Source organism: Streptomyces sp. NPDC016640, from assembly GCF_043076215.1.
Taxonomy (GTDB): Bacteria; Actinomycetota; Actinomycetes; order Streptomycetales; family Streptomycetaceae; genus Streptomyces.
This window is the reverse complement of sequence record NZ_JBIBRG010000005.1, coordinates 75,900-96,022: the sequence shown is the minus strand read 5'-3', so window position 1 is coordinate 96,022 and position 20,123 is coordinate 75,900. Positions and strand designations below refer to the sequence as shown.

Annotated in this window: 14 protein-coding genes; 10 read left to right on the top strand and 4 right to left on the bottom strand. The window is 72.3% G+C overall.

The features are described 5' to 3' along the window. Positions 1-170: 170 nt before the first annotated feature. Together gltB and ACF07S_RS12480 are read left to right on the top strand one after the other, a co-directional pair. Positions 171-4,772 carry a glutamate synthase large subunit gene (gltB, locus tag ACF07S_RS12485; protein ID WP_391965336.1) on the top strand — a complete coding sequence of 1,534 codons (4,602 nt, stop codon included), beginning with the start codon at positions 171-173 and terminating at the stop codon, positions 4,770-4,772. Next, a complete protein-coding gene (locus ACF07S_RS12480; protein ID WP_391965091.1) occupies positions 4,765-6,228 on the top strand; it encodes a glutamate synthase subunit beta in 1,464 nt (487 codons plus the stop codon). Before gltB ends, ACF07S_RS12480 begins: the two co-directional genes overlap by 8 nt. A gap of 128 nt (positions 6,229-6,356) precedes the next feature. On the opposite strand, the gene ACF07S_RS12475 is transcribed toward ACF07S_RS12480, so the two are convergent. Further along, entirely contained in the window at positions 6,357-7,259 is a 903-nt protein-coding gene (locus tag ACF07S_RS12475; protein WP_391974145.1) for a chitosanase, read from the bottom strand. Then, positions 7,256-8,182 carry a rhomboid family intramembrane serine protease gene (locus ACF07S_RS12470; RefSeq protein WP_391974144.1) on the bottom strand — a complete coding sequence of 309 codons (927 nt, stop codon included), beginning with the start codon at positions 8,180-8,182 and terminating at the stop codon, positions 7,256-7,258. The genes ACF07S_RS12475 and ACF07S_RS12470 overlap by 4 nt, the downstream gene beginning before the upstream one ends. Before the next feature lie 144 nt (positions 8,183-8,326). Between ACF07S_RS12470 and ACF07S_RS12465 the strand changes: the two genes are divergently transcribed. After that, complete coding sequence (locus ACF07S_RS12465; RefSeq protein ID WP_391974143.1) at positions 8,327-9,046, top strand: vWA domain-containing protein; 720 nt, start codon at positions 8,327-8,329, stop codon at positions 9,044-9,046. 105 nt (positions 9,047-9,151) lie between these two features. Here ACF07S_RS12465 and ACF07S_RS12460 read toward each other — a convergent pair whose 3' ends face one another. Continuing rightward, the gene (locus ACF07S_RS12460) at positions 9,152-10,051 is read right to left on the bottom strand and encodes a hypothetical protein (protein WP_391965087.1); all 900 of its coding nucleotides are present in this window, start codon (positions 10,049-10,051) and stop codon (positions 9,152-9,154) included. A gap of 154 nt (positions 10,052-10,205) precedes the next feature. Here ACF07S_RS12460 and ACF07S_RS12455 point away from each other — a divergent pair, with 154 nt between their 5' ends. From ACF07S_RS12455 to ACF07S_RS12435, 5 genes are all read left to right on the top strand, one after another. After that, entirely contained in the window at positions 10,206-10,547 is a 342-nt protein-coding gene (locus ACF07S_RS12455) for a chorismate mutase (protein ID WP_391965086.1), read from the top strand. A gap of 67 nt (positions 10,548-10,614) precedes the next feature. After that, entirely contained in the window at positions 10,615-11,238 is a 624-nt protein-coding gene (locus ACF07S_RS12450; protein WP_391974142.1) for a two-component system response regulator, read from the top strand. A 48-nt stretch (positions 11,239-11,286) separates the two neighbouring features. Next, positions 11,287-13,911 (top strand): aminopeptidase N, encoded by a 2,625-nt coding sequence (gene pepN, locus ACF07S_RS12445; RefSeq protein ID WP_391974141.1) that lies wholly within the window; start codon positions 11,287-11,289, stop codon positions 13,909-13,911. 165 nt (positions 13,912-14,076) lie between these two features. Next, positions 14,077-14,439 carry a hypothetical protein gene (locus tag ACF07S_RS12440; protein WP_391974140.1) on the top strand — a complete coding sequence of 121 codons (363 nt, stop codon included), beginning with the start codon at positions 14,077-14,079 and terminating at the stop codon, positions 14,437-14,439. Next, positions 14,436-15,851 carry a lysine N(6)-hydroxylase/L-ornithine N(5)-oxygenase family protein gene (locus ACF07S_RS12435; protein ID WP_391965083.1) on the top strand — a complete coding sequence of 472 codons (1,416 nt, stop codon included), beginning with the start codon at positions 14,436-14,438 and terminating at the stop codon, positions 15,849-15,851. The genes ACF07S_RS12440 and ACF07S_RS12435 overlap by 4 nt, the downstream gene beginning before the upstream one ends. A gap of 25 nt (positions 15,852-15,876) precedes the next feature. Here the strand turns inward: ACF07S_RS12435 and ACF07S_RS12430 are convergent, their stop codons facing one another. Next, positions 15,877-17,682, bottom strand: a complete 1,806-nt coding sequence (locus ACF07S_RS12430; protein WP_391965082.1) for a bifunctional metallophosphatase/5'-nucleotidase — start codon at positions 17,680-17,682, stop codon at positions 15,877-15,879. Positions 17,683-17,833: 151 nt separating this feature from the next. Here ACF07S_RS12430 and ACF07S_RS12425 point away from each other — a divergent pair, with 151 nt between their 5' ends. Both ACF07S_RS12425 and pyk read left to right on the top strand, forming a co-directional pair. Beyond that, on the top strand, positions 17,834-18,520 hold the full coding sequence (locus tag ACF07S_RS12425) for an SIMPL domain-containing protein (RefSeq protein ID WP_391965081.1): 687 nt from the start codon (positions 17,834-17,836) through the stop codon (positions 18,518-18,520). Positions 18,521-18,668: 148 nt separating this feature from the next. Beyond that, the gene (gene pyk, locus ACF07S_RS12420) at positions 18,669-20,105 is read left to right on the top strand and encodes a pyruvate kinase (protein ID WP_391965080.1); all 1,437 of its coding nucleotides are present in this window, start codon (positions 18,669-18,671) and stop codon (positions 20,103-20,105) included. The last annotated feature ends 18 nt before the right edge of the window (positions 20,106-20,123 follow it).

Sequence of the window (20,123 nt, the reverse complement as noted above, 5' to 3'; positions counted from 1 at the left end):
TCCGCATGGTGGAACGGAGTATCCCGGTTCCCGAGAACCGCTCCATCATGTAACCTGCACGAAATTTTGCACTTGCGCAGAGGGCCAGCGTCGTCCCTCGGCAGTTGCTCCCCCAGAGCCTCAAGGGCCTGGGAGGTGCCCCCAGCCATATGACGACGACGGGAGAGCCGATGCGTACGCCGCGCCAGCCGTCCCAGCATTCCACGAATGGCCGCCTGAGCTGGTCTTTCATGGATGCTCGCCCTGCTGCGCAGGGTATGTACGACCCCCGCAACGAGCACGACGCCTGCGGCGTCGGCTTCGTCGCCACCCTCACCGGCGAGGCGTCCCACGACCTGGTCGACCAGGCCCTCACCGTCCTGCGGAACCTCGAGCACCGCGGCGCCACCGGCTCCGAGCCGGACTCCGGTGACGGAGCGGGCATCCTCTCCCAGGTCCCCGACGCCTTCTTCCGCGAGGTGGCCGGATTCGAACTGCCCGAGGCCGGCGGCTACGCCGTCGGTATCGCCTTCCTGCCGGGCGACGGCACCGAGGCCGCCGTCGCCCGGATCGAGGAGATCGCCGGCGCCGAGGGCCTGACCGTCCTCGGCTGGCGCGAGGTGCCGGTCGCGCCCGAACTGCTCGGCGTCACCGCCCGCTCGACGATGCCGGTGTTCCGGCAGATCTTCGTCTCCGCCGGCGAGAGCCGGGGCATCGACCTCGACCGCAGGGCCTTCGTGCTGCGCAAGCGCACCGAGCGCGAGGTGGGCGTCTACTTCCCGTCGCTGTCCGCGCGGACCATCGTCTACAAGGGCATGCTGACCACCGGCCAGCTCGAGCCCTTCTTCCCGGACCTGTCCGACCGCCGCTTCGGCTCCGCGATCGCGCTCGTGCACTCCCGGTTCTCCACGAACACCTTCCCGTCGTGGCCGCTGGCACACCCCTACCGCTTCGTCGCCCACAACGGTGAGATCAACACCGTCAAGGGCAACCGCAACTGGATGCGCGCCCGCGAGTCGCAGCTGGTCTCCGACCTGTTCGGCTCCGACGAGAAGGCCATCGAGCGGATCTTCCCGATCTGCACCCCCGACGCCTCCGACTCCGCGTCCTTCGACGAGGTCCTGGAGCTGCTGCACCTGGGCGGCCGTTCGCTGCCGCACTCCGTGCTGATGATGATCCCGGAGGCGTGGGAGAACCACGAGTCCATGGACTCCGCGCGGCGCGCCTTCTACCAGTACCACGCCACGATGATGGAGCCCTGGGACGGCCCCGCCTGCGTCACCTTCACGGACGGCACCCAGGTCGGCGCCGTGCTCGACCGCAACGGTCTGCGCCCCGGCCGCTACTGGGTCACCGACGACGGCCTGGTCGTCCTCGGCTCCGAGGTCGGCGTCCTCGACATCGACCCGGCGAAGGTCGTCCGCAAGGGCCGCCTGCAGCCCGGCCGCATGTTCCTCGTCGACACCGCCGAGCACCGCATCATCGAGGACGACGAGATCAAGGCCCAGCTCGCCGCCGAACTCCCCTACGCGGAGTGGCTCGAGGCCGGCGAGATCGAGCTGTCCGACCTGCCCGAGCGCGAGCACATCGTGCACACCCACGCCTCGGTCACCCGGCGCCAGCAGACCTTCGGCTACACCGAGGAGGAGCTGCGGGTCCTCCTCGCGCCGATGGCCAAGGCCGGCGCCGAGCCGATCGGCTCGATGGGCACCGACTCGCCGATCGCCGCCCTCAGCGAGCGTCCGCGGCTGCTCTTCGACTACTTCACCCAGCTGTTCGCGCAGGTCACCAACCCGCCGCTGGACGCGATCCGCGAGGAACTGGTCACCTCCCTGCGCTCCTCGCTGGGCCCGCAGGGCAACCTCCTGGAGCCGACCGCCGCGGCCTGCCGCAGCGTCACCCTGCCCTTCCCGGTGATCGACAACGACGAGCTGGCCAAGCTCATCCACATCAACGCCGACGGCGACATGCCCGGCTTCAAGGCCGCGACCCTCTCCGGCCTGTACCGGGTGTCCGGCGGCGGCGAGGCGCTCGCCGCCCGCATCGAGGACATCTGCGCCGAGGCCGACGCCGCCATCGACAACGGCGCCCGCCTGATCGTCCTGTCGGACCGGCACTCCGACGCCGAGCACGCGCCGATCCCGTCGCTGCTGCTCACCGCGGCCGTCCACCACCACCTCATCCGCACCAAGCAGCGCACCCAGGTGGGTCTGCTGGTCGAGGCCGGCGACGTCCGCGAGGTCCACCACGTCGCGCTGCTCATCGGCTACGGCGCCGCCGCCGTCAACCCGTACCTGGCGATGGAGTCCGTCGAGGACCTGGTCCGCGCGGGCACCTTCCTGCCCGGCATCGAGCCCGAGCAGGCCATCCGCAACCTCATCCACGCCCTGGGCAAGGGCGTACTGAAGGTCATGTCCAAGATGGGCATCTCCACGGTCGCCTCCTACCGCGGCGCCCAGGTCTTCGAGGCCGTCGGCCTGGCGGACGGCTTCGTCGAGAAGTACTTCAACGGCACGGCCACCAAGATCGGCGGCGTCGGCATCGACGTCGTCGCCAAGGAGGTCGCCGCCCGGCACGCCAAGGCGTACCCCGCCTCGGGCATCGCCCCCGCGCACCGCGCCCTGGACATCGGCGGCGAGTACCAGTGGCGGCGCGAGGGCGAACCGCACCTGTTCGACCCGGAGACGGTCTTCCGCCTCCAGCACTCCACGCGCTCCGGCCGCTACGACATCTTCAAGAAGTACACCGAGCGCGTGAACGAGCAGTCCGAGCGGCTGATGACGCTCCGCGGACTCTTCGGCTTCACGTCCGGCCGGGCCCCGGTCCCGATCGACGAGGTCGAGCCGGTCTCCGAGATCGTCAAGCGGTTCTCCACCGGCGCCATGTCGTACGGCTCCATCTCCCAGGAGGCGCACGAGACCCTCGCCATCGCCATGAACCAGCTGGGCGGCAAGTCCAACACCGGTGAGGGCGGCGAGGACGCGGAGCGCCTGTACGACCCGGCGCGCCGGTCGTCCATCAAGCAGGTCGCCTCCGGCCGCTTCGGTGTGACCTCCGAGTACCTGGTCAACTCCGACGACATCCAGATCAAGATGGCCCAGGGCGCCAAGCCCGGTGAGGGCGGCCAGCTGCCCGGCCACAAGGTCTACCCGTGGGTGGCGAAGACGCGGCACTCCACGCCGGGCGTCGGCCTCATCTCGCCGCCCCCGCACCACGACATCTACTCCATCGAGGACCTCGCCCAGCTGATCCACGACCTGAAGAACGCCAACCCCCAGGCGCGCATCCACGTCAAGCTGGTCTCCGAGGTCGGCGTCGGCACCGTCGCCGCGGGCGTCTCCAAGGCCCACGCGGACGTGGTGCTGATCTCCGGTCACGACGGCGGTACGGGTGCCTCCCCCCTCACGTCGCTGAAGCACGCCGGCGGCCCCTGGGAGCTCGGCCTCGCCGAGACCCAGCAGACGCTGCTGCTCAACGGCCTGCGCGACCGGATCGTCGTGCAGACCGACGGCCAGCTGAAGACCGGCCGCGACGTGGTCGTCGCCGCGCTGCTCGGCGCCGAGGAGTTCGGCTTCGCGACCGCGCCGCTGGTCGTCTCCGGCTGCGTCATGATGCGCGTCTGCCACCTGGACACCTGCCCGGTCGGCATCGCCACCCAGAACCCCGTGCTCCGTGACCGGTTCTCCGGCAAGGCCGAGTACGTGGTCAACTTCTTCCGGTTCATCGCCGAGGAGGTCCGCGAGCTCCTCGCCGAGCTGGGCTTCCGCTCCATCGAGGAGGCCGTCGGCCACGCCGAGGTCCTCGACGTGACGCGCGCGGTGAACCACTGGAAGGCGCAGGGCCTGGAGCTGGAGCCGCTGTTCCACGTGCCCGAGCTGCCCGAGGGCGCCGTCCGCCACCAGGTCGTCGCCCAGGACCACGGTCTGGAGAAGGCGCTCGACAACGAGCTGATCAGGCTCGCCGCCGACGCGCTGTCCGCCACCGGCGCCGAGGACGCCCAGCCGGTGCGCGCCCGGATCGCCATCCGCAACATCAACCGCACGGTCGGCACCATGCTCGGCCACGAGGTGACCAAGAAGTTCGGCGGTGCGGGCCTGCCCGACGACACCATCGACATCACGTTCACCGGCTCCGCCGGCCAGTCCTTCGGCGCCTTCCTCCCGCGCGGCGTCACGCTGCGCCTGGAGGGCGACGCCAACGACTACGTCGGCAAGGGCCTGTCCGGCGGCCGGATCGTCGTCCGCCCGGACCGCGCGGCCGACCACCTCGCCGAGTACTCGACCATCGCGGGCAACACGATCGCGTACGGGGCGACCGGCGGCGAACTGTTCCTGCGCGGCCGTACGGGCGAGCGGTTCTGCGTCCGCAACTCCGGCGCGCTGGTCGTCTCCGAGGGCGTGGGCGACCACGGCTGCGAGTACATGACCGGCGGTCACGCGGTCGTGCTCGGCGAGACCGGACGCAACTTCGCGGCCGGCATGTCCGGCGGCGTCGCCTACGTCATCGACCTCGACCGGGACAACGTCAACGCCGGCAACCTCGGCGCCGTCGAGGCGCTGGACGACGCCGACGGGCAGTGGCTGCACGACGTGGTCCGCCGGCACCGGGAGGAGACGGGCTCCACCGTCGCCGAGAAGCTGCTGGCCGAGTGGGACACCGCGGTGCGGCGCTTCAGCAAGATCATTCCCAGCACGTACAAGGCAGTGCTCGCCGCCAAGGACGCCGCCGAGCGAGCCGGTCTCTCCGAGACCGAGATCACCGAGAAGATGATGGAGGCGGCGATCAATGGCTGACCCGAAGGGCTTCCTGAACCACGGCCGCGAGGTCGCCGCGTCCCGTCCGGTCGAGGAGCGCAAGAAGGACTGGAACGAGGTCTACGTCCCCGGCTCCCTGCTGCCCATCATCAGCAAGCAGGCCAGCCGCTGCATGGACTGCGGCATCCCGTTCTGTCACAGCGGCTGTCCGCTCGGGAACCTCATCCCCGAGTGGAACGACTACGCCTACCGGGAGGACTGGGGGGCCGCGCAGGAGCGTCTGCACGCCACCAACAACTTCCCCGAGTTCACCGGCCGCCTGTGCCCGGCCCCGTGCGAGTCGGCGTGTGTGCTCGGCATCAACCAGCCGCCGGTCACCATCAAGAACGTCGAGGTCTCGATCATCGACAAGGCGTGGGAGACCGGTGACGTCGCCCCGCAGATCCCCGAGCGCCTGTCCGGCAAGACCGTCGCGGTCGTCGGCTCCGGCCCCGCGGGCCTGGCCGCCGCCCAGCAGCTGACCCGGGCCGGCCACACGGTCGCGGTGTACGAGCGCGCCGACCGCATCGGCGGTCTCCTGCGCTACGGCATCCCCGAGTTCAAGATGGAGAAGCGGCACATCAACCGCCGCATCGAGCAGATGCGCGCGGAGGGCACCAAGTTCCGCACCGGCGTCGAGATCGGCCGCGACATGCCGGCGACCGCGCTGCGCAAGCGGTACGACGCCGTGGTCCTCGCCGTCGGCGCGACCACCGCCCGCGACCTGCCCGTGCCGGGCCGCGACCTCAAGGGCGTCCACCAGGCCATGGAGTACCTGCCGCTGGCCAACAAGGTGCAGGAGGGCGACTACGTCTCCCCGCCGATCTCGGCCGAGGGCAAGCACGTCGTGGTGATCGGCGGCGGTGACACCGGCGCCGACTGCGTGGGCACCGCCCACCGCCAGGGCGCGGCCTCCGTCACCCAGCTGGAGATCATGCCCCGCCCGGGCGAGGAGCGGAACCCGGTCTCCCAGCCGTGGCCGACCTTCCCGATGCTCTACAAGGTCACCAGCGCCCACGAGGAGGGCGGTGAGCGGGTCTACTCCGTCTCCACCACCCACTTCGAGGGCGACGAGGACGGCAACGTCCAGTGGCTGCACCTGACCGAGGTCGAGTTCGTCGACGGCAGGCTGACGCCGAAGCCGGGGACCGAGCGCAAGATCCCGGCCCAGCTGGTCACCCTCGCCATGGGCTTCACCGGCACCGACCGGGACAACGGCCTGGTCGAGCAGTTCGGCCTGGATCTCGACGAGCGCGGTAACATCGCCCGCGACGCCGACTTCCAGACCAACGTCCCCGGTGTGTTCGTCGCCGGTGACGCCGGACGCGGCCAGTCGCTCATCGTGTGGGCGATCGCCGAGGGCCGCTCGGCCGCCCGCGGCTGCGACCGCTTCCTCACCGGGGCGAGCGAACTGCCGGCCCCGATCCGTCCGACGGACCGCGCGCTGACGGTCTGACGGACGGCACGGCTCACGAGGTGACCTGACGGTCCCTCATACGCGTCCCGTACAACGGCGTACGGAACACCAGGTGGCGCCTGCCCGCCAGTCCCCGACCGGACGACTGGGCAGGCGCCGCCGCATGCTCAGGGCAGCTTGTAGGAGGTGCCGTACATCTCCCACACCAGCGGCGTGTCCAGGTCCGTGTTCCCGGCATCGAGGAACCGGCGCTGGGCCGTGTCGACGCGGGAGGTGTCGCGGTCGGGGCCCCGGGTCAGCAGGGCCTCGCGGCGGACGTCGAGGAAGGCGTTGAGGTAGGCCTGCTCGGAACCGCCCTCGGCGGGCGTGTCGGCCTGCCGCATCGCGTGCTCGCGCAGGCCGTAGAAGCCGTCCGCGTCGGTGCCGGGGCCGTGGAAGACCATCGCGTCGAAGTAGACGTACTGGCCCAGCGTGCCGAGGCCGTCCAGCTTGGCGAGGCGGACCGCCGGGTCGAAGTAGATGCGGTCGCGTTCCTCCTCCTGGGCCTCGCGGAACGCCGGTACCTTCGCCTCCGCCTCCCAGGCGGCGGTGAAACCGGGGTCCAGGCCGTCGTGGGAGTCGGAGCCGTCGACCCCGCGCAGGGCGGGCAGGTAGGGCGCCAGCCCGTTGTCCGGGCGGGCCCTCGTGTAGCGCTCGACCAGGGCGAGCAGGTCGTGGGTGCCGGTGCAGAAGCCGATGATGCCCGCCGTGTACCCGCAGCCGTCGCCCCGGTCCTCGACGGAGCCGTAGGCGGTGCGCCAGTCGGTGGTCGAGTGCTCGGCGCTCGCCACCAACTGCTGGGCCAGCTCCTTCTTCGCGGGCGCGGCCAGCCCCGGCGGCAGCTCGGCGATGACCGCGTCGTCCGCCTTCCGCTCCCGCTCGGCCCGGTCCTTGGCGTCCTCGCGGGCCGACTGGGCGGTGGCCGCGAGCGGTGCGGCCGGGGCGCCGGCCGAGTCCGCCGGCATGACGAAGTACACCCCCGTGGCGATGACGGGAACGGCCGCGAGGAACAACGCACCGGAACGTCTCACTGGGGGACACCTCCACCCGTCAGTCCGGCCACCTTGACCGCCGCCGCCACGGCCAGCACCACCACGAGCACCACGCACGCGCCGACCTGCACGAGCGTCCGGCGCCCGTCCCTGGGAGCGTACGCGAACGCCAGCGCCACCGCGCCGCCCGCCAGCAGCCCGCCGAGGTGGCCCTCCCAGGACGTGACGAGCGCGGAGACCACCAGCCACAGCAGCAGCCCGGCCATGAACCGGTTGACCTGGCCCATGTCCGCCCCGATGCGCCGGGCCATGACGTAGTACGCGGCCCCGATCCCGAAGATCGCCCCGGACGCGCCGACGACGGCGTCCCCGGGCGCGATCAGCAGCACCAGCACCGAACCGCCCAGCGCCGACAGCAGATACAGGGCGAGGTAGTGCACCCGGCCCAGCATCGGCTCGACGAGCCGGCCCAGGTTCCACAGCGCCACCATGTTCATCACGACGTGGAGGACGCCGAACGTCCCCTCGGTGGGCGGCAGATGCAGGAACGCGCCGGTCAGGAGCCGGTACCACTCCCCGTCCACCAGCCCCTCCGGGGTGAAGCCCCCGGGGTACGGGTCGACCCACAGGTAGTGCTCGCCGTCCGGACCGACCAGCCCCGCGCCCACCGTCGCGAACCGGTCGACGATCTCCGGCCGTACCAACTCGGCCAGGTACACCAGCACATTGACGGCGATCAGGGCGTACGTCACCACGGGCACCGCCGAGACCCGGCCGCCCGCCAGGGTGCGGGCCTGCCGCATCGACCGCGCGCCCTCCTTCACGCACTCCGGGCAGTGGTGGCCCACGGCCGCCTCCCGCATGCAGTCCGGGCAGATGTACCGCTCGCAGCGCGTGCAGCGGACGTGGCACTCCACCCGGGGATGGCGGTAGCAGGTGGTGACGGCGGACTCGGGATCCACGGGCCGGCTCCTCGGGAGGGACGGGACGGAAGTGAGCCGGTGGGGACGGCGGCGAACAAAATATCGAACGCCGGCGGACGGAGCGAGAGGCGGGGGTGGTGGTGTCGTACGCTCTGGCCAGTTCCGCGACGGAGGGGGAGCCGTATGGCCGCGATCGGTCTGAGCAGGATCGAGGAGACCGCGCCCGCGCTCGTCGGCCTCTACAGGACGGCCGGGGTGTCACTGACCAAGCACGGGCTGGACGGGCTGCGCGCGGCGGTCTACCTGGTGGTCGACTACTCCGGCTCCATGAAGCCGTACTACAGGGACGGCAGCGTGCAGGCGCTCGCCGACCGGGTGCTGAGCCTGTCGGCCCACCTCGACGACGACGGCACCGTGCCGGTGGTGTTCTTCTCCACCGACGTCGACGCCGTCACCGACATCGCCCTGGCCGATCACCGGGGGCGCGTCGAGCGGATCGCGGCCGGGCTCGGCCACATGGGCAGGACCAGCTACCACCTGGCGATGGACGCGGTCATCGACCACTACCTGGACAGCGGATCGACCGAGCCGGCACTCGTCGTGTTCCAGACCGACGGCGGGCCGATCGACAGGCTCGCCGCGGAGAAGTACCTGTGCAAGGCCGCCCGCCTCCCGCTGTTCTGGCAGTTCGTCGGCTTCGGCGACCCGCACGGCAAGCAGTTCGACTACCTGCGCAGACTCGACGACCTGTCCGTCCCGGCCAAGCGGGTGGTCGACAACGCGGGCTTCTTCCACGCCGGCGCGGAACCGCGCGAGGTGCCGGACGCCGAGCTGTACGACCGCCTGGTGGGCGAGTTCCCCGAGTGGCTGGCCGCGGCGCGGGCGCAGGGGATCGTGCGGTAGGGGGCATCGCCCCGAGGGGCGTGGGGCCGAGGCGATGTGCGGCTCTGCCGCGCGGGCCCGGCCGGCCGCCGTGCACCCGCGTTCCGGGGAGCGGCGACGACACCGTCAGGTGTCGCACTCCAGCACCGTCCGGCACAAGCCGCACCGTGCCCGTACCCGGCCCCGTACCGGCACCCGGATCCGCTGATGGCACGTCGGGCAGGGGAAAGAGACCCGCAGCGGCCCCCGGCCGTCCGCCGTGAAGCCGTACGGCACGTCCTGCCGCGCCCCGCCCGGAGCGGAGAGGTCCCGCGCCTGCCGGCGGTCCCGCGCGTACCGCCGGCGCCCCGCCCAGCCGGCCGCCGTCAGCGGCGGCTGCCGTTCGTCGTGGCGGGCCCGCGCCATGCCCTTCACGTACGCCGTGTACGCCTGCGCGCTGGTGAACCACACCGACGGGTCCTCCCCGAACACCAGCGACCGCTTCGCCAGCACGTACCCGAACTCCTCCGGCGTGAGATACCCCAGCTTCTGCGACGACGCCCCGTCCTCCCGGAACGCGTCCAGCAGCAGCCACCCCGCCCCCAGGTACGTCGCCGTCGTGTCCGTCAGGATCTCGTTGTCCCGCGTCCCCGGGAACGACAGGCCCAGACGGTGCAGGTACACATGCGCCACCTCGTGCGCCAGCGCCGCCCCGATGTCCCGCCGATGCGTACGGAACCGGTCGTTCAGCTCGACGAAGTACTCCGGCCCGGCCGTCAGTTCCACATGCGCCGCATGCTGCATCCCACGGAACCCGACGATCAGCCGCGCGTCCGGCAGCCGGTAGTGCCGCACCAGCTCGCGGGCCACCCGCTGCGCCCCCAGGTGGAGGTCGTCCGTGTCGCGGAACGCGACGTCGGCCGGCGCCACGCTCACCGCGAACGTGCGGATCGTGTCGCACGACAGACGCCGGTACAGCGCCGTCACGGCCGCCCGCACCGTCTCCAGATGCGGGTATCCGTGCTCGACCGGTCCGCCGTCCGCCACGTCGCACCCCCGCCACGTCCAGAACCCCGACTCCACTGTACGGGCCGCACCCGGCCCCGGCCGCGCCGCGGGACGACGACCCGGAGCGGTGCGCCGGGATCACGTCCTGAAACGGCACGCCCCGGGCGGGCCCCGACCCGTAGGCTGACTCTCCATGACCACCAGCGACACCGGCACCCAAGACGTCGACCACGCCGTCCGCGAGGAACTCGCCCGGCTGCGCGACAGCATCGACAACATCGACGCGGCCGTCGTCCACATGCTCGCCGAACGCTTCAAGTGCACCCAGGAGGTCGGCCGCCTCAAGGCCGATCACCGGCTGCCGCCCGCCGACCCGGGCCGTGAGGCCCGCCAGATCGCCCGGCTGCGCGCCCTCGCCGAGAACGCCAAACTCGACCCGGCCTTCGCGGAGAAGTTCCTGAACTTCATCATCGCCGAGGTGATCCGCCACCACGAACGCATCGCCGAGGACGCCGTCAACGGCGCCACGCCCTGAGCGGACCCGGCCAGGCCGTCCTCCCGCCGGGGAGTGACACGACGGCCCGTGCGGAGCATGCTGCGCCGTGCACTCCTTGCCGGCCGACGGGCACCACCCGTCAGCACCCGGACCACCGGTCCGCTCCCTTCACGAGGAGGGACGCGCGCCATGCCGCCGAACGCCCGGATCCTCGTCGTCGACGGCCACGAGGACACCCTGTACGCCCCGGAGAGCGCCCTGGCCCCGCTGGGCCACCTGCCGGGCCGGGCCGCCGGCGGCGACGAAGCCCTCGAAACAGCCGCTGCGCGGCACCGTCGGCCTGCTGCTCCTCGGCGTCCACCCGCCCGGCACCGGCGGGCTCGACGTCGTACGCCACCTGCGGCGCCCGGAACGGGCCCGGCACATCCCCGCCGTCCTGCTCACCGGCTTCGCCCGCGACCGGCAGCCCGGCGCCGCCGCGTACGCCCTCGGCGTCGCCGACCCCGTCACCGGACCCGTCGACCCCTGGGCCCTGCGCACCAGATCCGCCACCTCTACGACGTCCATCGGCGCCGGCTCGCCCTGGAACGCGAGATCCGCGCCCCGCGCCCGGCCCGGGGAGCACCTCGCCGGCCCCGCCCGCCCCGCCCTGCCCCACCCCCACGCACGCGCGGCGCCCGGACAGCCCGCGGGGGCGCACACCGGGGAGCTCGAACGGGACCGGACATAGGGCGCGTACCCGATCCGCCTCTGTGCCCCGGCAACGGCATCAGGCAGCATGGCCCGCATGTCCGTACTGACGCGCGACGAAGCGCAGAACCGAGCACAGCTCCTCGACGTCCACCGCTACGCGATCGAACTCGATCTGACCGCCGGGGAGGAGACCTTCGACTCCCGCACGCTGATCAGGTTCGGTGTCCGCACGGACGCGGACACCTTCGTCGAGATCAAGCCCGCCGAGCTGCGCTCCGTCACCCTCGACGGACAGCCTCTGGACACCGGCACCCTCGACGGCAACCGGCTGCCGCTGAAGAACCTCACCGCCGGCGAGCACGAACTGCGCGTCGACGCGCGGATGCGCTACTCCCGCACCGGGGAGGGCATGCACCGCTTCACCGACCCCACCGACGGCGAGACCTACGTCTACACCCAGCTGTTCCTGGACGACGTCCAGCGCGTCTTCGCCGCCTTCGACCAGCCCGACCTCAAGGCCGTCTTCGACCTCACCGTCACGGCCCCCGAGAACTGGACCGTCCTCGCCAACGGCATCACCGAGCACCTCGGCGGCGGCCGCTGGCAGGCCGCCGCCACCCCGCTGATCTCCACCTACCTGGTCGCCGTCGCCGCCGGCCCCTGGCACTCCGTGCGCACCGAACACCGCGGCCTGCCCTTCGGCATCCACTGCCGCCGCTCGCTCGCCCCCCACCTGGACGCCGACGCCGAGGAACTCCTCGACGTCACCCGCGCCTGCTTCGACCGGTACCACGAGAAGTTCGAGGAGCCCTACCCCTTCGACTCCTACGACCAGGCCTTCGTCCCCGAGTTCAACGCGGGCGCCATGGAGAACCCGGGACTGGTCACCTTCCGCGACGAGTTCGTCTACCGCTCCGCCGTCACCGACACCGAACGCCAGACCCGCGCCATGGTCGTCGCCCACGAGATGGCCCACATGTGGTTCGGCGACCTCGTCACCCTCAGGTGGTGGGACGACATCTGGCTCAACGAGTCCTTCGCCGAGTACATGGGCTACCAGACCCTCACCGAGGCCACCCGCTTCACCGACACCTGGACCGACTTCGGCGTCACCCGCAAGCCCTGGGGCTACGACGCCGACCAGCGGCCCTCCACCCACCCGGTCGCCCCCGGGAACGTCGAGGACACCGCCTCCGCCCTGCTCAACTTCGACGGCATCTCCTACGCCAAGGGCGCCTCCGCCCTGCGCCAGCTCGTCGCCTGGCTCGGCGAGAAGGACTTCCTCGCCGGCATCAACATCCACTTCCAGCGCCACCGGTTCGCCAACGCCGGACTCGCCGACTTCATCGACTCCCTCGCCGCCGCCACCGAACGCGACGTCCACGCCTGGGCCGACGCCTGGCTGCGCACCACCGGCGTCGACACCCTCACCCCGGAGCCGAGGAACGGCGACAACGTCCACTGGCACCTCGACATCCGGCACCTCGGCGATCCCGGCGTCCGGTCCGGACCCGACCCGGACAAGAACCGCCCGGACAAGAACCGCCCCGACAAGAGCCGCCCCGGCACGACGCGCCTCGGCACCCTCCGTCCGGCCGGCGGCAGTCGCCCGCACCGCATCGCCATCGGTGTCTACGACCACGACCTGCACGACGCCGGCCGGCTCACCCTGCGCGACCGCTTCGAAGCGGACATTCCCGCCACCGAGGACATCGGCATCAGCACGGCGGGCCCGCGCCCCGCCCTCCTCGTCCTCAACGACGGCGACCTCACCTACGCCAAGATCCGCTTCGACCCCGGGTCCCTGGACACGCTGCGCACCCATCTGTCCGGCCTGCCCGACCCCCTCACCCGCGCGGTGGTGTGGAACGCGCTCAGGGACGCCGTCCGCGACGGCGACCTGCCCGCCGCCGACTTCCTGGACATCGCCCGCACCCACCTCCCGCACGAGAGCGACCTCGCCCTCGTCCAGGGCGTCCTCGCCTTCGCCTCCACCCACATCGCGGACCGCTACCTCACGCCGGACCGGCGGCCCGCCGCCCTCGCCACCCTCACCGAGCTGTGCCGCGACCTCATCCGCCGCACCGAGGACGGCGACCACCCCGGCCTGCGCCTGATCGCCGTACGCCACCGCATCGACACCGCCGCCCACCCCGACACCATCGCCGCCTGGCTCGCCGACGGCACCGTCCCCGGCGGCCCCGAACTCGACCCCGAACTGCGCTGGCGCGTCCTCGCCCGCCTCGCCGTGCTCGGCGCCACCGACGAGGCCGCCATCGCCGCCGAACTCCACAGCGACCCCAGCGCCACCGGCCAGGAGGGCGCCGCCCACTGCCGCGCCGCCCTGCCCGACGAGGACGCCAAGGCCCGGGCATGGGAGGCCCTGTTCGGCTCCGACGACCGGGCCGACCTGTCGAACTACCTGTTCACCGCCACCGCCCGGGGCTTCTGGCAGCCCGAACAGGCCGAGCTGGTACGCCCCTACGTGGCCCGCTACTACAAGGACGCGGTCGCCGTCGCCGCCCGCCGTGGTCCCGCCATCGCCGAGGCGGCCGGCCGCTGGGCCTTCCCCGCCCACGCCGTCGACGCCGACAACCTCGAGCTCGGCCGGAAGTGCCTGCGCAAGGCCGACCCGATCCCCGCCCTGCGCCGCCGGCTCGTCGACCAGCTCGACGACCTGGCCCGCGCCCTGCGCGTACGGCAGGCGTAGCCCAGCGCGCGGGGCGCCGCCGGTACGCCCGGCGTAGCCCCGCGCACCCACCTCGCCAACCGGGACATACCCCCTTTCGGGTTCGGTCTGCGGGCTTTCCGGGTGTCCCGCCCCGTGCGCGTACAAGCTGGGAACCTCCCCGCGCCGCGTCCCGGAGGACAGCCCATGAGCCTGCCGCCCCTCGCCTCGGGACCCCACGGTCCCAGCCACCCGCGGCCGTTGCCCGGCACCGTCCTCGACGCCCCGCACACCGGCACCCGGGCGCGCGGCGGTCCGCTGCCCGTCGGCGGACCCGACACGGTCACCGCGCGGCCGCGGAACGCGGCGGGCGACGTCCTGCCGGAGCGGAGCGGGTCCGAAGCCCTGCGCCGGCACCTCCTCACCACCGGCCGCGCGGTCCCCGGCCGAGCCCGCGCCGACGGCCGGCTCCGGCCCAAGGCCACTTTCCCCCACCCCGCCACCGGGCCCGGAGACCCGGCGGGCCTCCTCACCCTCGTCCACCAGGCACACGCGGAAGGACCCCGATGACCTCCACGTCCCACGACGCGTCCCACGACGCGCCCCGTGACCTCGTCGGCATCGGCATCGGCCCCTTCAACCTCTCCCTGGCCGCCCTCGCCCACCCCCTCACCGGGCTCCGCACCGCCTTCTACGACCAGCGCCCCCACTTCACCTGGCACCCCGGCCTGCTCCTCGACGACGCCACCGTCCAGGTCCCCTTCCTCGCCGACCTCGTCACCCTCGCCGACCCCACCAGCCCCTGGACCTTCCTCAACCACCTCAGAGCCCGCGACCGCCTCTACCCGTTCTACTTCGCCGAGCACTTCCACATCCGCCGCACCGAGTACGACGCCTACTGCCGCTGGGTCGCCGACCGCCTCCCCGCGCTCCACTTCGGCCACCGCGTCGACACCGTCCGCTGGAACCCCGGCCACGCGCTCTTCGACGTCGGCCTCACCCGGCTCGACCCCGACGGCCGGGCCGCGTCCCCCGGCCGCGTCCGCGCCCACCACCTCGTCCTCGGGGTCGGCACCGAACCCTGGGTGCCCGAACCGCTGAGACCCCTCGCCGACGCCCCCGGCCTCCCCGTCGTCCACGCCGACGACTACCTCACCCACCGCGGCACCCTGCTCGCCGCGGGCCACATCACCGTCATCGGCACGGGCCAGTCCGGCGCGGAGGTCTTCCTCGATCTGCTCCGCCGCCGGCCCGTCGGCCGCGAACGGCTCCACTGGCTCGGCCGCACCGGGGCCTTCGCCCCCATGGAGTACTCCAGACTCGGCCTGGAACACTTCACCCCCGACCACACCCGCTACTTCCACGCCCTCCCCGAGGCCGTCCGCGACCGCCTCGTCCCCGCGCAGTGGCAACTCCACAAGGGCATCGACGCCGCCACCATCGCCGCCGTGCACGACGAGCTCTACCGGCGCACCCTCCACGGCGGCTGGCCCGACGCCGTCCTCACCCCCGCCGTCCGCGTCCGCGCCGCCGCCCGCGTCGGCCCCGCGGGGATCGAACTCCAGCTGGAGCACACCCGGCAGCGCACCCGCACCCGCCTCACCACCGACGCCGTGGTCCTCGCCACCGGCCACCGCGGGCGCCCCCTCGACCGCCTCCTCGCCCCCCTCGACCCCCACCTGCGCCGCGACCGCGCCGGCCGGCCCCGCGTCGACGAGCACTACCGGCTCGTCCTGGACCCCCGCGTCACCGGCAGCGTGTACGTCCAGAACGCCGAACTCCACACCCACGGCGTCGGCGCCCCCGACCTCGGCCTCGCCGCCTGGCGCAGCGCCACGATCCTCAACCACCTCACCGGCCGGGAGACCTACCCCCTGCCCGCCCGCACCGCCTTCACCACCTTCGGCCTCCACCCCCGAACGCCACAGGTCCCGCCCGCCCGGCGAGCCGCACGGCTCACCCCACTGGCGGACGGGACCTGACGACCGTACGGGCGCCGGAGGACGGTCAGAACACCGGCGTGCCGTCCCGCGTCAGCTTCCAGTCGGCCGACGCGAAGTCCCTCGGGTCCAGCACGCCCCTCGCCGTCACCCACTCCGCGATCCGCGTCCGGATCTCCGTCGACTCCGCCCACAGCTCCTTCGCCGACGCCACGTGCGGGAACGCGCCGCCGCCGTTCGCCCGGTAGTTGTTCACCGCGAACACGAACTCCTGCGCGTCGTCCAGCGGAGCGCCGCCGAAGGTGAGGTTCCTGATCCGCGAACCCGCCGGCCGCGCGATGTCGATGTCGTAGGCGAGCCCCGACACGTAGTCGTAGTTGTAGTCCGGGCGGCCGCCCGCGTTCGTCAGCTTCGCCACGTCCACCGGGGCACCGGCCGCGGTCTGCGCGAAGTACTCCGCCGAGTACTCCAGGTACGCCCGCACCTGCGCCCCCGTCATCAGCTTGGCGACCAGCGTGTTGTCGTACACGTACAGGCTCGACAGGTCCCGGATCGTCACCTCGCCCGCCGGGATCTGCGAGGTCCGCGAGAACGGCGAGGCCTGCGCCAGCACCGGCAGCGACGCGTACCCGGTGCCGGCGAGGGCCGCCTTCACCACGTCCTCCTGCACCTTGGCGATGAGATCGATGATCGGCGCGTCCTTGTAGCGCGCCTCCACCGTGGTCAGGGTGTCGGTCGCCGTGCCCACCACCTGGTTGACGTACGCCACGACCACGGCGTGCTCGTCCGACAGCAGCTCGGTGATCGCCGGGTCGTCCTGCACCGTCGCCGCGTTCCGCAGCGACGCCTTCGCCGACTCCACCCGCCACCGGCCGCGCTCGAGGACCAGCTCGAAGTCGAACAGCGTCAGCCGCTCGGCGTAGCACAGCGGCTCCGACAGCACGACCGCCTTGCCCGTCTCCTCGTTGGTGACCCGCAGCTCCTCGATCTCCTGGTGCGCGTGACCCACCAGGATCGCGTCGATCCCCGGCACCTGCCGCGCCACGTTCGCCGCCGCGTTCTCCACGTGCGGCAGCTGGTCACCGTACGACGACGTCCCCGAGGACCCGGAGTGCGCCGACACCACGACCACGTCCGCGCCCATCGAGCGCAGCTTCGGCACCCACTTGGCCGCCTGCTCCTCCAGACCCGGGAAGGTCAGCCTGCCCTGCACGTACGCCTTGTCCCAGATCGCGATCCCCGGGTTGGTCAGGCCCAGCACCGCCACCTTCACCGGCGGGGCGCCCTTCACCCGGAACGTCTTCATGAAGTAGGGCGGGAAGGCGGGCTTCAGGGTCTTCGCGTCCAGCGCGTTCGCGCCGAGCAGCGGGAAGTCGCACTGCTCCTCGAACCTGCGCAGCGTCTCGATGCCGTAGTTGAACTCGTGGTTGCCGAGTGCCACCGCGTCGTACCCGATCGCGTTCATCGCCTGCGCCATCGGATGCACCGGACCGCCCTCGGCGGTGATCGGGTCCACCTTCGCGTAGTAGTACGTCAACGGTGTGCCCTGGATGGTGTCACCCGCGTCCAGCAGCAGCGTGTTGCGCCGGCCCTTCTCCTCGCGGACCTGGTTCACCAGTGTCGACACCCGCGCCAGACCCTGCGCGTTGCCGGCCGCGTCGGAGTACTCGGCGTCCTTGAAGTAGTCCCAGTTGAAGACGTGCCCGTGCAGATCGGTCGTGCCCATCACGGTCAGCGCGTACCGCTTCACCGGCTTCCCTCCCCGTCCCGCCCCGGCGGCCCGGGCCGCGGGAGCCGCCGCCGTACCCGCGAGCGCCACCCCCGCTCCCGTCACGGCGGATCTCCTCAGGAACTTCCGGCGGTTCAACGGCATGGCAGGCCCTCCTCGGACAACGGACAACAACGCGCGTAGATTCGCCCGACGATTCTGGCCTGAACACGCCCGGCCGGAACAGACCCCCCAGGTTGCGATCCGGTGTCCGGCAGACACCCGCACCGGCTGACCGGGTGACACAGTGGGGCGTATGGCCACCCCTCCTCCCCACGGCACCCCCGGCGCCCCCCACCTCACCGTCCGCGGCGAGGCCCACCTCGAAGCCGCCCCCGACCTCGCCCGCATCGCGGTCACCGTCACCGCGCGCGGCCGCGACCGGCGCACCACCCTCGACGACCTCACCCGCCGCAACACCGCCGCCCTCGACCTGATCAGGTCCTACGGCGAGGCCCTCGAGCACCTCGGGACCGGGGCGCTCACCGTCACCCCCGAACTCGCCGCCCACGGCCGCGGCGAACGCGTCCGCGCCCACCACGGCACCGTCCACCTCACCGCCGAACTCACCGACTTCGGTGTCCTCGGCGACCTCGCCACCCGTCTGGCCGACCTCGACCTCACCCGGGTCGACGGCCCCTGGTGGAGCCTTCGCCCCGACTCCCCGGCCCACGGCCGGGCCCGCCGGAGCGCGGTGCACGACGCCGTCCGGCGCGCCCGCGAGTACGCCGAGGCGCTCGGCACCACACTCGCCGCCCTCGTCGACCTCACCGACGCCGGAACCGGGACCGGCCATCCGGAGTCCTTCGCCCGGACCCGCTCCGCGGCCTTCGCCGCGGCCGGCGACGGCGCCCCGCCCCCGCCACTGGACCTCGAGCCCCAGCTGCAGCACCTGCACGCCGAGGTCACCGCCCGCTTCACGATGCTGCCGCCCCGGCTGTAGCCACCGGCATCCGGGGCACACGGCGCGGGCGCTCATCGGAGCGGCCCGGTGCACAATGAAGCACTTGTCAACAACCCTTCACCGACAGGCCGTTGGGCCGTCATGCGCAACCAAGTCGCTACCGGCCGGTAAGCCCTAGGCTCGATGTATGCGCCGAGCGAAAATCGTCTGCACCCTGGGCCCCGCCACCGACTCGTACGACCAGATCAAAGCCCTGGTCAAGGCTGGCATGGACGTCGCCCGATTCAACCTCAGTCACGGCGGCCACGCCGAGCACGAGGAGCGCTACCGCCGGGTACGCGAAGCAGCCGACGAAACCGGCCGCAGCGTCGGTCTCCTCGCCGACCTCCAAGGCCCGAAGATCCGCCTCGGCCGTTTCCGCGAAGGTCCCGTACTCCTCGAACGCGGGGACACCTTCACCGTCACCGTCGAGGAAGGCGTCGAAGGCGACCGCCACACCTGTGGCACCACCTACGCGGGCCTCGCCGCCGACGTCACCGCCGGCGAACGCATCCTCGTCGACGACGGCAAGGTGACCCTCGAGGTCACCGCCGTCGACGGCCCGCGCGTCCGCACCACCGTCGTCGAAGGCGGCATGGTCTCCGACCACAAGGGGCTCAACCTCCCCGGTGTCGCCGTCTCCGTCCCCGCGCTCTCCAAGAAGGACGAGGAGGACCTCCGCTGGGCGCTGCGCACCGGCTTCGACGTCATCGCCCTCTCCTTCGTCCGCAGCGGACGCGACATCAAGGACGTCCACCGGATCATGGACGAGGAGGGCCGCCGCCTTCCCGTGATCGCCAAGGTCGAGAAGCCCCAGGCGGTGGACGGCATCGACGACATCGTGGCCGCCTTCGACGGCATCATGGTCGCCCGCGGCGACCTCGGCGTCGAGATGCCGCTGGAGCAGGTCCCCATCGTCCAGAAGCGTGCCATCAAGCTGGCCAGGCGCAACGCCAAGCCGGTCATCGTCGCCACCCAGATGCTCGACTCGATGATCGACAACGCCCGCCCCACCCGGGCGGAGGCGTCCGACGTCGCCAACGCGGTCATCGACGGCACCGACGCCGTGATGCTCTCCGGCGAGACCAGCGTCGGCAAGCACCCCGTCGAGACCGTGCGCACCATGGCGCGCATCGTGGAGGCCGCCGAGGAGGACATCCTCGCCAGGGGCCTGCCGCCGCTGACCGAGCACAACAAGCCCCGCACCCAGGGCGGCGCCGTGGCCCGCGCGGCGGCCGAGATGGGCGACTTCCTCGGCGCGAAGTTCCTCGTCGCCTTCACCCAGTCCGGCGACACCGCCCGCCGCCTCTCCCGCTACCGCAGCCCCATCCCGCTGCTCGCCTTCACCCCGGACCCGGCCACCCGCTCCCAGCTCAGCCTGTCCTGGGGCGTGGAGACGTTCCTCGGCCCCCACGTCGACTCCACGGACGCCATGGTCGAGCAGGTGGACGAGCTGCTGCTCGAGTACGCCCGCTGCGGCCGGGGCGACACGGTCGTCATCACGGCGGGCTCCCCTCCGGGAGTCTCCGGCTCGACCAACCTCGTCCGCGTCCACCACATCGGCGAGGGCGGCGGCACTCGCTAGCGGCCGGGGCGCGAGCAC